Annotated in this window: 12 protein-coding genes and 1 riboswitch; of the genes, 2 read left to right on the top strand and 10 right to left on the bottom strand. The window is 61.0% G+C overall.

Translation table 11 applies throughout. The annotated features are described in order from the left end of the window. Positions 1 to 415 precede the first annotated feature (415 nt). Entirely contained in the window at positions 416 to 1,588 is a 1,173-nt protein-coding gene (locus AB4O11_RS20555; RefSeq protein WP_099758775.1) for a cystathionine gamma-synthase, read from the bottom strand. After that, positions 1,585 to 2,961 carry a pyridoxal-phosphate dependent enzyme gene (locus tag AB4O11_RS20560; protein ID WP_460128200.1) on the bottom strand — a complete coding sequence of 459 codons (1,377 nt, stop codon included), beginning with the start codon at positions 2,959 to 2,961 and terminating at the stop codon, positions 1,585 to 1,587. The genes AB4O11_RS20555 and AB4O11_RS20560 overlap by 4 nt, the downstream gene beginning before the upstream one ends. A gap of 424 nt (positions 2,962 to 3,385) precedes the next feature. Here AB4O11_RS20560 and metE point away from each other — a divergent pair, with 424 nt between their 5' ends. Together metE and AB4O11_RS20570 are read left to right on the top strand one after the other, a co-directional pair. After that, a complete protein-coding gene (metE, locus tag AB4O11_RS20565; protein ID WP_460128204.1) occupies positions 3,386 to 5,674 on the top strand; it encodes a 5-methyltetrahydropteroyltriglutamate--homocysteine S-methyltransferase in 2,289 nt (762 codons plus the stop codon). A gap of 207 nt (positions 5,675 to 5,881) precedes the next feature. Next, positions 5,882 to 6,388, top strand: a complete 507-nt coding sequence (locus AB4O11_RS20570) for a GNAT family N-acetyltransferase (protein ID WP_116256659.1) — start codon at positions 5,882 to 5,884, stop codon at positions 6,386 to 6,388. Here AB4O11_RS20570 and AB4O11_RS20575 read toward each other — a convergent pair. The 8 genes from AB4O11_RS20575 to psrA all read right to left on the bottom strand — a co-directional run bounded on the left by AB4O11_RS20575 (position 6,372) and on the right by psrA (position 15,122). Next, entirely contained in the window at positions 6,372 to 7,136 is a 765-nt protein-coding gene (locus tag AB4O11_RS20575; RefSeq protein WP_460128209.1) for an ABC transporter ATP-binding protein, read from the bottom strand. The genes AB4O11_RS20570 and AB4O11_RS20575 overlap by 17 nt on opposite strands. Continuing rightward, the gene (locus tag AB4O11_RS20580) at positions 7,133 to 8,137 is read right to left on the bottom strand and encodes a FecCD family ABC transporter permease (RefSeq protein WP_175559651.1); all 1,005 of its coding nucleotides are present in this window, start codon (positions 8,135 to 8,137) and stop codon (positions 7,133 to 7,135) included. The genes AB4O11_RS20575 and AB4O11_RS20580 overlap by 4 nt, the downstream gene beginning before the upstream one ends. A gap of 8 nt (positions 8,138 to 8,145) precedes the next feature. Beyond that, positions 8,146 to 9,159: an ABC transporter substrate-binding protein gene (locus AB4O11_RS20585; protein ID WP_460128212.1), complete on the bottom strand. Its 1,014-nt coding sequence runs from the start codon at positions 9,157 to 9,159 to the stop codon at positions 8,146 to 8,148. 144 nt (positions 9,160 to 9,303) lie between these two features. Continuing rightward, positions 9,304 to 9,497, bottom strand: a riboswitch (cobalamin riboswitch). A gap of 42 nt (positions 9,498 to 9,539) precedes the next feature. Then, positions 9,540 to 10,475, bottom strand: a complete 936-nt coding sequence (locus tag AB4O11_RS20590) for a Ppx/GppA phosphatase family protein (protein ID WP_460128216.1) — start codon at positions 10,473 to 10,475, stop codon at positions 9,540 to 9,542. A 347-nt stretch (positions 10,476 to 10,822) separates the two neighbouring features. Next, positions 10,823 to 11,650, bottom strand: coding sequence for a phosphonoacetaldehyde hydrolase (gene phnX / locus AB4O11_RS20595; RefSeq protein WP_257358284.1), 828 nt, complete (start codon positions 11,648 to 11,650; stop codon positions 10,823 to 10,825). 74 nt (positions 11,651 to 11,724) lie between these two features. Continuing rightward, a complete protein-coding gene (locus AB4O11_RS20600) occupies positions 11,725 to 12,594 on the bottom strand; it encodes a LysR substrate-binding domain-containing protein (RefSeq protein WP_460128220.1) in 870 nt (289 codons plus the stop codon). A gap of 10 nt (positions 12,595 to 12,604) precedes the next feature. Beyond that, positions 12,605 to 13,900, bottom strand: a complete 1,296-nt coding sequence (locus tag AB4O11_RS20605) for an MFS transporter (RefSeq protein WP_093437737.1) — start codon at positions 13,898 to 13,900, stop codon at positions 12,605 to 12,607. Between the two features lie 130 nt (positions 13,901 to 14,030). Then, the gene (gene psrA, locus AB4O11_RS20610) at positions 14,031 to 15,122 is read right to left on the bottom strand and encodes an iron-containing alcohol dehydrogenase PsrA (protein ID WP_093437740.1); all 1,092 of its coding nucleotides are present in this window, start codon (positions 15,120 to 15,122) and stop codon (positions 14,031 to 14,033) included. Between the last annotated feature and the right edge of the window lie 53 nt (positions 15,123 to 15,175).

Genomic DNA, 15,175 nt, shown 5'->3' on the forward strand with positions numbered 1-15,175 from the left:
GAATATAACGCCAGCGGACAGGGCGGTCGATTAGCACAAATGTGCTAGTGCAGTGGGGGATCGACGGCCGTTAGGCGCTTCTCTTCCTGCCCGATTCGGGCAAAGCTCGAATCAGTCTAAAAACACTGACCCGCGTTGGCGAGGCTTTGCTAGGCTCAAAGATGTAGGCGAAGACGCAGACTGATGCGCAATCGGATAGCAAGGGGGCGTGGGGCGCGCTCCGAAAGGTACACGGTTAGAAAGATCTCCGCGCTGAGATCCAGCCCTTATGCCGTGTGAAGCAGCCGAGGCACTAACTTTCAATTTGACCCGGTACTGTGGGAAGCCCGATAAACCTTGTAAGCCAGAGACCAGCACTGGCCGCCTGCTCGAACACCAAAGCCCGCTTCGTGCGGGCTTTGTCGTTCCTGCCAGGTCAGATCGCTTGCAGCGCCTGCGCCAGATCGGCACGCAGGTCTTCGACGTCTTCGACGCCCACCGACAGACGCACCAGGCCATCGCCAATCCCCAGTTTCGCCCGGGTATCAGCCGGAATGGTCGCGTGAGTCATGATCGCCGGGTGCTCGATCAGGCTTTCAACGCCGCCCAGACTTTCCGCCAGGGCGAAGATTTTCACGTTCTCGAGAAAGCGTCGCGCACCGTCCAGATCGCTGTTCAGATCAACCGAAATCATCCCGCCAAAACCACGCATCTGGCGCTTGGCCAACTCATGCTGCGGATGCGACGGCAGCCCTGGATAGTAGACCCGTTTGACCTGCGGTTGCTGCTCCAGCCACTGCGCCAGATCCAGCGCGTTGCTGCAATGACGCTCCATGCGCAGGGCCAAAGTCTTCACCCCGCGCAGGGTGAGAAATGCATCGAACGGCCCGGCAATCGCACCAACCGCGTTCTGCAAGAAGCCCAGCTTCTCGGCCAGTTCTTGGTTCTGGCCGACCACGGCGATGCCGCCGATTACATCGGAGTGACCGTTCAGGTACTTGGTGGTCGAGTGCAGCACGATGTCGAAACCCAGCTCCAGCGGCCGCTGGATATACGGGCTGGCAAAGGTGTTGTCGGCCACGCTGATGATCCCGCGAGCGCGGCAGATACGGGCGATAGCGGCGAGGTCCGACAGGCTCAGCAGCGGGTTGGTCGGTGACTCGACAATCACCAGGCGTGTGTCGTCCTGCAGCGCCGCTTCGAACGCCGCCAGGTCAGTCAGATCGACGTAGCTGAAACGGTGTCCGGCACTGCGCTGACGGACCTTGTCGAACAGGCGGAACGTGCCGCCGTACAAGTCATTGCCGGAGATCACGTGCGAACCGGCATCGATCAGTTCGAGCACCGTGGAAATCGTCGCCAGCCCGGAGGCGAACGCAAACGCCTGGGTGCCGCCTTCAAGGTCCGCCACGCAACGCTCCAGGGCAAAACGCGTCGGGTTGTGCGAGCGGCCGTAATCGAAACCCTTGTGCACGCCGGGGCTGTCTTGCAGATAGGTGGAGTTGGCGTATATCGGCGGCATCAGCGCGCCGGTGGTCGGGTCCGGTTCCTGCCCGGCGTGGATCACCCGGGTCGCGAAGCCTTGGGATTTATCGTCGTGCTGACTCATGCGAGGGATCTCCGTAATTGGTTGAGCATGTCGGTGCGGGTGATCAGGCCATGGAAGCCCGATGCATCGGCAATGATTGCGACGAGGCCACGGCTGAGCACCGCTTCCAGTTCAGCGAGGCTGGCGCCAGGGGCGAGGGTCTGCAGTTTGTCGGTCATCACGCTGGACACCGATTGGCTGAAGCGGGCGGCGTCTTCGTGCACCGCCAGCAGGATGTCTGATTCGTCGATCACCCCGACCAGTTGCTTGCCTTCCACCAGCACCGGCAGTTGCGAGACATCCGCCAGGCGCATGCGCTGGAATGCGGTGAGCAGGGTGTCATCCGGGCCTACGCTGATCACGCGGCCGTCCTCGAAACGCCGGGCGATCAAGTCGCGCAAATCGCCGTAGCCCTTGCGCTGCAACAGGCCCTGATCGGTCATCCACTGGTCGTTGTAAACCTTCGACAGGTAACGCGTGCCGGTGTCGCAAACGAAGCTGACCACACGTTTCGGCTCGGTCTGTTCGCGGCAGTAACGCAGCGCCGCAGCGAGCAGAGTGCCGGTCGACGAGCCGCCGAGAATGCCTTCGGCCTTGAGCAACTGGCGGGCGTGAGCGAAGCTTTCTTCATCGCTGATCGAATAGGCGTGGCGCACGCTGGAGAGGTCGGTGATCGACGGAATGAAGTCCTCGCCGATGCCTTCCACGGCCCATGAACCGGGCTTGGGCAGAGAACCGTTGCGGCTGTATTGCGCCATCACCGAACCGACCGGATCGGCGAGGACCATTTCCAGATCCGGCTGCACGCGTTTGAAGAAGCGGCTCAGGCCCGTCAGCGTACCGGCCGAACCGACACCGACGACGATCGCGTCGAGGTCATGTTCGGTCTGCGCCCAGATCTCCGGCGCGGTGCTGCATTCGTGGGCCAGCGGGTTGGCCGGGTTATTGAACTGGTCGGCGAAGAATGCGCCGGGAATGTCTTTCGCCAAACGGGCGGCGACATCCTGGTAATACTCGGGATGGCCCTTGCCGACGTCGGAGCGGGTGATGTGCACTTCGGCGCCCATGGCCTTCAAGTGCAGGACTTTCTCGGTGGACATTTTGTCTGGCACCACCAGCACCACGCGATAACCTTTGGCGCGGCCCACCAGTGCCAGGCCCAGGCCGGTGTTGCCGGCGGTGGCCTCAACGATGGTGCCGCCGGGTTGCAGACGACCATCACGCTCGGCAGCGTCGATCATGGCCAGACCGATACGGTCCTTGATCGAACCACCGGGGTTCTGCGATTCGAGCTTGAGAAACAGTGTGCACGGGCCAGTATCGAAACGAGTGACTTGAACCAGCGGAGTGTTGCCTATCAGCCCAAGTACGGCAGGGCGTGATTCCTTTGACATTTCTTCACCTCTTAATGGTGTTGATCGCGTTCCAATCGCGGGGAAAAGACTCGCGTGCAACATAGGCTCAGACATCAGCTGTCGCAACCTTTAGTCGGCCGCAAATGCTGCCATTTCGATCTAACCATAGATCGAAATCAGAGACCTGCCGGGGCGGGTTCGAGTACGTTTACACAGAGGCGTCATTGAGTTTTCAAAGGGCGTCTTCAGGGCGACGAACAGCTTGAATTGGCGAGAAATTCCCTGGCGCAAAAAACCGTTCATCCTTCACGCGCGCTCTCGGCTACGGAGTGTTTACAAGCGACAAGCAGCAATCTTTTGATCATGAGGGAAACTCGTGTTGATCGCGATTAAAATGAGTTTGTCTCACCAGTGACCGATGCCGACAATGGCCGCCATCAACAGGACATTGGAGTTGTTTGTTATGGCACTGGCCCATTCCCTTGGATTTCCGCGCATCGGTCGCGACCGCGAACTGAAGAAAGCGCAAGAGGCGTTCTGGAAAGGAGAACTGAACGAGGCCGGCCTGCGTGATGTTGGCCGTGAACTGCGCAAGGCCCAATGGGACCTGCAAAAAAACGCCGGTATCGAATTGCTTCCGGTCGGCGATTTCGCCTGGTACGACCAAGTGCTGACGCACTCGCTGATGTTTGGCGTAATCCCTGAGCGCTTCCGTCCACACGACGGCAAAGCCAATCTGCAAACCCTATTTGGCATGGCCCGTGGCGTCAGCGACAGTTGCTGCGGCGGTGCGCACGCCCAGGAAATGACCAAGTGGTTCGACACCAACTATCACTACCTGGTCCCGGAATTCAGTGCGGATCAACAGTTCCAGTTGGGCTGGGAGCAGTTGTTCGAAGAAGTCGAAGAAGCCCGTGCGCTGGGCCACAACGTCAAACCGGTGATTATCGGCCCACTGACGTATCTGTGGCTGGGCAAGGCCAAGGGCGCGGAATTCGACAAGCTGGAATTGCTCGATCGTTTGCTGCCGCTGTACGGCCAGATCTTCGCGCGCCTCGCCGCTCAAGGTGTGGAATGGGTACAGATCGACGAGCCGATTCTGGTCCTTGATCTGCCGCAGGAATGGAAGAACGCGTTCGAGCGTGCCTACAACCAGATTCAGCGTGATCCACTGAAGAAACTGCTCGCGACTTACTTTGGTGGTCTGGAAGAAAACCTTGGTCTGGCTGCCAACCTGCCTGTCGATGGTCTGCACATTGATCTGGTGCGCGCACCGGAGCAGTACCCGACCATTCTCGATCGTCTGCCGGCCTACAAAGTGTTGTCCCTGGGCGTGGTCAATGGCCGGAATGTCTGGCGCTGCGATCTGGAAAACGCCTTGGCGACATTGCGCCATGCCCATGAGCGTCTGGGTGATCGCCTGTGGGTCGCGCCGTCCTGCTCGCTGCTGCACAGCCCGGTGGATCTGGGCCGTGAAGACAAACTCGATGCCGAACTGAAAAGCTGGCTGGCCTTTGCCGTCCAGAAGTGTGAAGAAGTGGCAATTCTGGCGCATGCCGTCAATCAGCCGGAAGCGCCGAAAGTGCTACGTGCATTGACTGAAAGTCGCTCGGTGCAGGCTGCACGTGCAGCTTCCCCGCGCATTCACAAACCTGCGGTTCAGGCGCGAGTTGCGGCGATCACGGCCAAGGACAGCCAGCGTCAGTCGCTGTTTGCCCAGCGCATCGCCAAACAGCGCGCAGGTCTTGATCTACCACTGTTCCCGACCACGACGATCGGTTCGTTCCCGCAAACCGCGTCGATCCGCCTCGCTCGTCAGTCGTTCAAACAGGGCAAGCTGACCGAAGCCGAATACACCGAAGCCATGCACAGCGAGATTCGCCACGCGGTGGAAATCCAGGAACGTCTGGGCCTCGATGTGCTGGTGCACGGTGAGGCCGAGCGCAACGACATGGTCGAGTACTTCGCCGAGCAACTCGACGGCTACGTATTCACCCGGTTTGGCTGGGTGCAGAGCTACGGTTCGCGTTGCGTGAAACCGGCGGTGATCTTCGGCGACCTCAGCCGCCCGAAAGCCATGACGGTCGAGTGGATTCGCTACGCCCAAGGTCTGACCGACAAGGTCATGAAAGGCATGCTGACCGGCCCGGTGACCATGCTGATGTGGTCGTTCCCGCGTGAGGATGTCAGCCGTGAAGTGCAGGCCCGGCAACTGGCGCTGGCGATCCGCGATGAAGTGGTCGATCTGGAAGCCGCCGGCATCAAGATCGTGCAGATCGACGAAGCGGCGTTCCGTGAAGGTCTGCCGTTGCGTCAGGCGCAGTGGCAGCCTTATCTGGACTGGGCGACGGAAGTATTCCGCCTATGCGCCTCCGGTGTGCGTGACGAAACGCAGATCCACACGCACATGTGCTACAGCGAATTCAACGATGTGATTGAGTCGATTGCAGCGATGGATGCCGACGTGATCACTATCGAAACCTCGCGTTCCGACATGGAGTTGCTGGATGCCTTCGAGGCTTTTTCCTACCCGAACGAAATCGGCCCGGGCGTCTACGACATCCACTCGCCACGCATCCCGGATGCTTCGGAAATGGCTAATCTGCTGCGCAAGGCTGCCAAGCGGATTCCGGCCGAGCGGCTGTGGGTCAACCCGGATTGCGGTTTGAAAACCCGTGGCTGGCCAGAAACCGAAGCGGCGCTGGTGCACATGGTTACCGCCGCCCGGCAACTGCGCAAAGAGCTGGCATAACGCTCGGCTTGCATGAAATACAACACCTGTGGGAGCGAGCTTGCTCGCGAAAGCGTCCTTTCAGTCAACATCAATGTTGGATGATCTGCCGCCTTCGCGAGCAAGCTCGCTCCCACAGGGTTTTGGGCAAGTCATGAAATTCTGGATGGCCTCGCGGGACCTGTTGTTGCTACTGTGGCCAGCCGCAATCCAGGTGTTTGCCGCTGCATGAATCATCAACCCGTTATCCAAACCGTGTCTGACGCAGACATTCCCGAGGTGCTGGATTTTGTTCTAAACGCCCGCGCCGAGCTTTTCCCCAAGCTCAGCGCGACCGGCATACCCGACGATCTGGCGCGTTTTGCCGAGGTTTATCTGCGTGGGGCAGGGCGCTTTCTGATCGCTCGTCATGCGGGGCAGATTGTGGCCTCGATCGGCTATCTCTCCTACGACCGACGCTTCCCGAACCTTGATTATCCCGGCCGCAAGGTAGTGGAAATCGTGCGCCTGTTCGTCGTGCCTTCACAACGGCGTTCCGGGTTGGCCGCGGCGTTGTACCGATCACTCAAAGACCTGGCATTCGCCGACGGCGTCGAGGTGATCTACCTGCACACCCATCCATTTCTGCCGGGCGCCATCGAATTCTGGCAGCGCCAAGGCTTCAAGATTATCGACGTCGACGCTGACCCGGTCTGGCAAACAACCCACATGCACAACGTCATGAGTGAAATCTGAGAATCTGCGCCCCATCGAACGGGTCCGTCAGGTAATGCGCCCTGACCCCGAACGTCTCCTGTAAGCGCTGCGGCGTCAGCACCGCCAACGGTTCGCCCAACGCCACCAGCCGCCCGCGTTCCAGCACCGCCAGACGATCACACTTCAGCGCCTGATTGAGATCATGCAGAGCGATCAGCGTGGTCACCGGCAACGCCCGCACCACGTTGAGAATGGTCAGTTGATGCTGAATGTCGAGGTGATTGGCCGGCTCGTCGAGCAACAGAATCTGCGGCCGCTGCGCCAGTGCCCGGGCGATGTGCACCCGCTGCCGTTCACCGCCGGACAGGCTGCGCCACAGACGCGTGCGCAGGTGCATTGCGTCAACGTCGGTCAGCGCCTGCTGAACAATCGCGTCGTCGGCCTGCGACCACGGTTGCAGCGCCGACAACCACGGCGTACGCCCCAACGCCACTGCGTCGAACACGCGAATGCCATCGTCGGTATCAGCTTGTTGCTCAACCACCGCAAGCTTTTGCGCAATGCTCCGTCGAGCCATTTTGCCCAGGCGTTGACCTTCAAGCAGCACCTGGCCAGCGCTCGGTTCACGCAGCCCGGCCAGCAACTTCAACAGAGTGGATTTGCCCGCGCCATTCGGCCCGACAATGCCCAGGGTTTCGCCACGCTGAACCTCAAGGCTGACACCGTTGAGCAACTCGGCGCCGCGCACCCTGAAGCTCAGGCCGGAACAACTCAAGACACTGTTCATCGTGCCGACCTGCGGCCGACCAGAATCAAGGCGAACACCGGCGCGCCGACCAGCGCGGTAATCACCCCGACCGGAATCACCTGGCCCTTGATCAGTGTGCGCGACAGCACATCGGCGGCTATCAGAAACACCGCGCCACCCAACGCACTGGCCGGCAGCAACCGCGCATGACCGGTGCCCAGCAACAGACGCGCGGCATGAGGAATGACCAGACCGACAAAACCGATCGAGCCGACAATCGACACCATCACTGCCGTCACCAGCGCTGCACAACCGATCAGCAGAATCTGCACACGCCGCACCGGAATGCCGAGCGACGCCGCCGAATCCGCACCAAAGGTAAACGCATCCAGCGCCCGCCGATGCCACAGGCAGACAACCAACCCCAATACGGCCACTGGCACCGCCAGCCACACCGATGGCCAGCGCACGCCGCCAAGATTGCCCAGCAACCAGAACATGATCCCGCGCGCCTGCTCGGAGCTGGCCGAGCGAGTGATCAGAAACGCTGTCAGCGCATTGAACAGCTGCGAACCGGCAATCCCCGCGAGAATGATCTGCCCGGTACCGCTGGCCGAGCCGCTGACCCGCGCCAGCACAATCACCAGCACGAACGCCGTGACCGCGCCGGCGAAGGCACCGACCGAAAGTGAGATGATCCCGGCACCTACGCCAAGCAGTGCGACCATCACCGCCCCGGTCGAGGCGCCGGCAGAAATGCCCAGCAGATAGGGATCGGCCAACGGATTGCGCAGCAGCGACTGTAAAATCACTCCGCAGGTCGCTAACCCTGCACCGCATGCGGCCGCGACCAATGCCCGGGTCAGGCGGTAGTTCCAGACGATGCCTTCATCGATCGGGTCGAGGACATGCCCGGCGCCCCACAATTTGTTCGCCAGCACTTGCAACACCACGTCCGGTGCAATCGAGGTTTCACCGATGGCCACGCCGGCGACCACTGCAATCAACAGGGTCGCCAGGGCCAGGAGCGTGCGGATCAGGCTGGCACTCATTGCGACAGGTCATAGCCGTTGATGGCCGTGGCCAATTGCTCAATGCCCTCGAACATGCGCAGGCTCGCCTGCAGGGCCATGGCGTCGACAATGATGATGCGGTTGTGTTTCACCGCGTCCATGTTGCGCGTCACCGGATCACTGCGCAGGAAGGCGAGTTTCTTTTCATAGTCGTCGGCGGGGAAACGTCGACGATCCATGCGCGCGATGACCAGGAAGGTCGGATTGGCCTTGGCGATGGTTTCCCAACCGACGGTTGGCCACTCCTCATCGGACGCCACCACGTTGCGCACGCCGAGGGTGCTGAGCATGAAATCGGGAACGCCTTTGTGCCCGGCCACGAACGGCTCGATGTCCATTTGTGCGCTGGAGAACCACACCAGCGCGCTGGCGTCTTTGAGCTGTTTGCCTTGGGCGGTGGCAATCGATTTGGCGAGACTCGCCTTGAGTTGATCATTGAGCTGCTGGCCACGCTCCTGAACATCGAAGATCTGCGCCAGTTGGCTCACGCTTTTGTAAATCGTCTCGATGCGAAACGGCGCCAGTCGCGTGCCATCGGCGCCGACGAGGTTGTCCTTGGCTTCGCAATCGGAAGGCAGCAGGTACGTTGGAATCTTCAGTTCATGAAACTGCTCGCGCGTGCCCACCGCGCCTTGCGGGCCGACCATCCATTCCAGTTCCACGGCGACCAGTTCCGGACGCTTGCCGATTACCGATTCGAAACTCGGCTCGTTGTCAGCCAGGCGCTCGATCTGGTCGTTTTGTGCCTTGTATTTGGCCAGCACATTGTTGAACCACAGTGAGGTGCCGACGACTTTGTCGCCCAGGCCCATGGCGTAGAGCATCTCCGTGCCGGCCTGGCCGATGGTCACGGTGCGCGTCGGTGCGTACTGGAAGGTCAGGGTGCTGCCGCAGTTCTCGACCGTCAGTGGATAGACAGTCGGTGCCGCCTGCGCCAGGGCGCCAAGGCTCAGGCCGGTAATGAGGGTGGCGATGCGGGGCAGCAGCATGGGGCAGTCTCCAGGGGAACCGTACGGGGAGCGGGAGAGTACGGTCTGGAAACACACCATCGAACGCGGTCAGGAAAACAGCGCAAGGCCGAGCAGCCAACGAAGACGCGCACGGCACGATGTCCTTCCCGGACACCCCGCCGGTTAGTAATCACTGTGCCGGCAGGTCTCCTGACTGATGCGTCATCGCCTGGCTCCGGCCTTCCCGGGATTCACCCAGTGGCAGTCGTGGAGCAGGCTCGGCACCTACAGTTGCGGGGGCAGTTCCGGTCAATGCTGTGCAAGCACCCCGGATTCCCTATTAGTCCCGTTCGGGAACCAGCGGCGGCATGGTAGTCGATCAAGCCGCCGAAGGGGAGACGAATCTGTTGCGGCGAGGATTAGTGCTGGCTCATCAAACCGTGCAACACGCCCAGACGCAGGCCCGGTTCGGAGGGCAGCATTTGTGCGATACCGAACACTTTGAATGCCGCCAGTATTAACACCAGACCGCCGGGCAGAATGCTCTGGCGGTGTGGTTGCAGGCCTGCGAGCTTGAGCTGTTGCACGTTGTTTACCTTCAACAACAGCAGCGACAGGCGCAGCAGGCCGCCGTAGGTGATGCCGTCCTGGCCGAAGTCGTTGAGGCGATTGGTCTTGAGTACTTTGGCGAGCATGCGCGCGGTGCCGGAAGAGCCGATGGTTTGCTGCCAGCCCTGAGCACGGTAGCGCCGGGCAACTTTTTCAAACTGCAGGATGGCGAAGCGTTCGGCCTCCTGTAGCGCGCCGGCGGACACATCGCCGCCGCGAAAGAATCGCGTGCTCAAGGTGCCGCTGCCGATGGCGATGCTTTCGGTTAACAAGGGTTGTGAGCCCTGGCCGAGGATCAGCTCGGTGGAGCCGCCGCCGATGTCGACCACCAGGCGCAGGTCGTCGGCGCTGGGCAAGGCGTGAGTTACGCCGGCGTAGACCAGCCGCGCCTCTTCATGGCCGCAAATGACGTCGATGGGAAAGCCCAGATGCCGCTCGGCACTGGCCAGAAACAGTTGCGCGTTGTCCGCTTCACGCACCGCGCTGGTGGCCACCGCACGAACCCGGCCGGCCTCGAAACCGCGCAGCTTCTTGCCGAACCGCGCCAACGCCTGCCAGCCGCGATCCAGTGCCAAGGCATCCAGTGCGCCGCCATCAAAGCCTTCGGCGAGGCGCACCGGTTCGCGCAGGGTTTTCACTTCCTGAATCTGCAAGCCTTTGCGGCTGCGCACCGACTGGCCGATCATCAGGCGAAAGGCGTTAGAACCCAGGTCGATGGCGGCAAACAGCGAGGCGTCGTCTTTCATGGGAATCCTTGCAGAGCATCCGTCGCGAGGCTCAAGACGGTTTGCGAGGATTCTGCCGTGATCTTGATGACATCCTGATGACGGGGGCGGGGCGATTGAATGAATTTGCGACTGTCACGACACTGTCATTATCCGGCGTCTATGCTGAGGTCAATACATCGCGTGTTCTTAAAGTTTTTGCTGCCAGTTTTGGCAGCTTTTTTTTGCCCGCGATTTGGCTGTTGATCGTTCCCACGCTCCGCGTGGGAACGCCTCTAGGGACGCTCCGCGTCCAGTGACGCGGAGCGTCACGGGCTGCATTCCCACGCAGAGCGTGGGAACGATCAGCGCAGGGTGCGGACGATCAATCAGCAGGACTGTGGAGTTTCGCCCCGGGCCAGGCGCGCATTGATGTCTTCGATCACTTCGGGCAGCTCGGCGATGGTGTCGATCAGGTAGTGCGGGCGCGAAGGGGCGAACATCTTGCCGATCCGCGCGCGTTCTTCCGCCAGTCGATCCGACGGCAACGCCTTGTATTGCTCATAGGTCAGGCCCAGTGCGTTGCCGGAGCAGGTCAACGCCACCGTCCACATCCCGGCGGCGCGGCCTTCGAGAATTCCCGGCCAGGTGTCGTCGACCTTGACGCAGGCGGCCACGTCATCGATGCCCAAAGCAATCACGTTGGCCAACGCCTGCGCCGGATACGGCCGGCCATTGGGCACTTCATCGGTGGCAACGACATGATCGGCGACATAGCCATTTTCCCGCGCCAGTTCGACAACCTTGGCCATCACCACCGCCGGATAACCGGAGCACGAACCGATTTTCAAACCCTTGTCGCGCAGCGCCGCAATCGCCTCGAGCGCACCCGGGATCAACGCCGAGTGCAGGGCGATTTTTTCGATCTGCAGCGGCATGAAACGCTCGTAGATTGCCGTTACATCTTCGTCACTCGGCAAGCGATCAAACGCCGCGCGGTAACGCTCGGCAACCTGCGGCAGGTTGCACAGGGTGCGGATGTGATCCCACTTGCCCATGCCCATCGGCCCGCGCGCTTCTTCCAGCGATACCGCGACGCCGAACTCGGCAAAGGCTTCGACGAAGATTTGCGTTGGCGCAAACGAGCCGAAATCGACAACGGTGCCGGCCCAGTCGAGGATCGCGGCTTGCAGGTGAGTCGGTTGTTGGTACTGCATGGTCAATCTCCGTTTTCAGGTAAGCGTGGGCCGTCCCTCGGCAATGAGGTAGGCGGTTCAAGGGTCAGTGCTGATCAGGTCAGCGGTGGGTTCGCATCAAACAGTTCGGCAATCACTGGCCGGTTCCGGCGGATGCCGAGGCAGCACAGGTGGTATTCGATGAAAAACGGGTGATCGACAAAGGTGATCGGCGTGGTGCCCGGGGTTTCGGCGTACTCGACCGCCGAGACAAATCCGATGCCGATGCCTTTGACGATCGCGTGGACGATGGCTTCGCGGCTGTTGAGTTGCATGACGCAGTTGAGATCTATATTGAGGCGCTTGCAGCTTTCTTCCACCAGTTGCCGGGTGCGCGCACTGGATTCGCGCATCACCCATTTTTCGCCGCTGATTTCACTGATGTGAACCTGCGCCTGGCGGGCCCACGGATGGTCATCACGCACCACGGCGATGATCGGATAGCGGTGATACAACCGCGTGTGGAAGCGCTCATCGAATTCCGACAAAGCCAGAATCGCCACGTCGATATCAAAGTTGAACAACCGCGCCAGGGTGTCCTTTTCCGAAGAAAACGAGGTTTCCAGTTCGATATCCGGATGGCGCTGCATCAGCTCATAGGTCAGGTTCATGGCAATCGGCGGTGACACCGCGCCGAGGCGCAGCATGCCGGTCTTGCGCTGCTTGAAGCTCTGCAACAGTTGCACGGCTTCATCTTCCTGGCCGAACAGGCCCTGAGTGATCGCATAGAGCTTGTGCCCGGCGGCGCTCATTTCGATGTAGCGGCCACGGCGATGGAACAGCTCGACCGAGAAGGTGTTTTCCAGCGCATTGACCTGTTCGCTGACGGTCGGCTGACCGACGCTGAGGAACTCTGCCGCAAGGGTAAAACTGCCGGTCTTGGCCACCGCATGAAACGAACGCAACCACTTGTGATACTGGTACATGCAAGCCCCGTCAGCGTCGAATGAACAATGCCACTGCCGCGCTGCACAGGCAGGCGCTGGTGACCACTATGAAGATGAGAGACGTGTTTGCCGTGGTGTCAAGCAAACGACCGATCATCGGCTCGGCCAGGCCGGCGAACAGGTAGGAGGAAAAGTTCATGATTCCGGTCGCCGTACCGGCGCGTTTGGCACCGACCAGATCGGGGCACAGCGCCCAGAAACTCGAGGCCGGGCCGTAGACGAAGAAGCCGCACAGGAACAGGGCGATCAGGCCGATGACGCTGTGTGGTGGCAGGCTCCACATCCACAGGCTGGTCGCCGCGCCCAGCACCATATAGAGCATGATCGCCAGATACCGCTTGGAGCCGAACAACTTGTCCGACACCCAGCCATTGCTCAACGCGCCAACCGCCATGCCGACGGGGAGGGCGACGGTGATCCATTTCGGGTCGACCATGCTGTCGCCGCTTTTCCAGTTGGCGCCGAGAAAGTGCACCGGCACCCAGACGATCAAGCCGTAGCGCGCCGCGTTCTGAAAGCCCAGGGACAGCGCAGCGATCAGCAGGCGGGGATTCTTCAGCACCGCTTTATAGCGTTGTGCCGAGGACTCGACTTCGCCCTGCGCGGCTTCCTGATGTTTGTCGTCAGCGTTGGCCACACCGGTATCACCCACCGGTTCGAAGCCCAGATCCTGCGGGCGTTCGCGGGCCACCAGATAAAAAATGATCCCGCCGGCGAGCATCAGCAGCACGGGCAAACGGAAGATCCAGCGCCATTCCAGTTGCAGCACTTCGAGCACGACGATAGAGGTGACGTACGACAGAATCGACGCGCAACCGGCGGCGAAGGTGTAAAAACCATAGACCTTGCCGCGCTCACCTGCTGCCCACCAATTGGCAATCAGTCGACCACCCGGCGCCCAGCCCAAGGCCTGAAAGTAACCGTTGACGCCCCACGGCAGAATCAGGCTGGTGAACCCACCGGCAAAACTGGTCACCCAGTTGGCACCGCAAGACAGCACCGCACCGAGGGTCATGATCCGTCGGCCACCGAATTTATCGGCGAGGTTGCCGTTGATCGCCTGGCCAATCGCGTAGGCCCAGAGCATCGCTGCAGAGGCCCAGCCGAGGGTTTCCTTGCTCAGGCCGAACTCGGCCTGAATCCCCGGAATGGCAAAACCGAAGGTCTGCCGCCCGGTGTAGAAAAACAGGTAACAGAACATCGCCGCCAGCAGCATGCGCCACTGCGCGACCCGGAACGAGGCAGAACGGACGGCGAGACCAGGCATTGTTTCGGCACGATTCATGATCTTTTCCTTATTGTTGTCGGTTCCCGCCGGGTGTCGTCGGCGGGGTGCACTCTTTTTTGGTGCGACAGGAAATCACCGCGGCTGCATGCCGCTGGTGGTGCTTGGGTGACTCGGGTGTTATCAGGCGTCAGGCGGCTTGTGAACCGATGAAGTTCTTGCCGCGCGCACCTTGCATTGCGAGCTGGATGATGGCTTCGGCGTCCTTGGCCGAGACGCCGTAATCGGCAAACTCGGTCTTCACCCCGAGGCTGTGCAGGAACTCGCGCAGTTGCTGTTGGGCTTTGCTCAGGTCCGCGCCGAATACCCGTTGCAAGGTACGGTCGCGAGTAGCGTCGTGGCCCCAGGCCAAACCCAAAACCAGCGGCAAGGTGAAGGAGCAGGCGATGCCGTGGGGCAAACCGTGGCGCAAGGTCATCTCATAGGAAATCGAGTGCGCCAGCGCGGTTTTGGTGTTGGAAAACGCCAGCCCGGCCTTGAGTGCGGCCAGTGCCATGCGCGTGCGCAACTCTTGGCTCGACAGATCTTTGTGCAAACGCGGCAGGCATTCGAGAATGTCTTCAATTGCGGAAATGGCAAAGGTGTCTGAGACCGGGTTGGCGTTGACGTTCCAGATCGCCTCCAGCGCGTGCGACAGGGCGTCGAGCCCGGTGGAAACGGTGACGCCGGCCGGCACGGTGAGCATCAGTTGCGGGTCGATGATCGCCACCCGTGGCCAGGTGCAATCCAGATGAAGCGAGTATTTCTTCTGGCTGGCGCTGTCCCAGATCGTCGCCCACGGCGTGACTTCGCTGCCCGTGCCGGCAGTAGTCGGTGCGGCGATCAGTTGTTTGCAACGGGCCGGGGTGAACGGTTTGCCTGTCGCCAGCAGGCTCAGCAGTTCATCGAAACGGCCGGATTCGGTGCCGACGATCAACGCCTTGGCGGTATCGATGGCGCTGCCGCCGCCCACGGCGAGGACCACGTCACAATCAGCGGCGTGTTGCCAGAAGTGCTCGTAAGTGCTGCGCAGATGGGCGACGTCGGGGTTGGGCTGGACGTCTTCGAAAACGTAGATCAGGCGTTCGCCGAGCAAGCTTTGCAAACGGTCCACCAAGCCCAGCCCTCGGGCCTCAGGGAAGGTTACGAGGGCGACGCGCTGCTGCTCGGTGATGGCGGCAAGGTCTTGCAGGCTGCCCCAGCCGAAACGGGTATCGACGGGGTTCTGGAAGCGGGCAGTCATGGTCAATCCTTCTTGTTGTTGTCGTGTGGTCACATAGTCGAGGGCGACCGACA

The organism is Pseudomonas sp. H1_D05 (assembly GCF_054682705.1).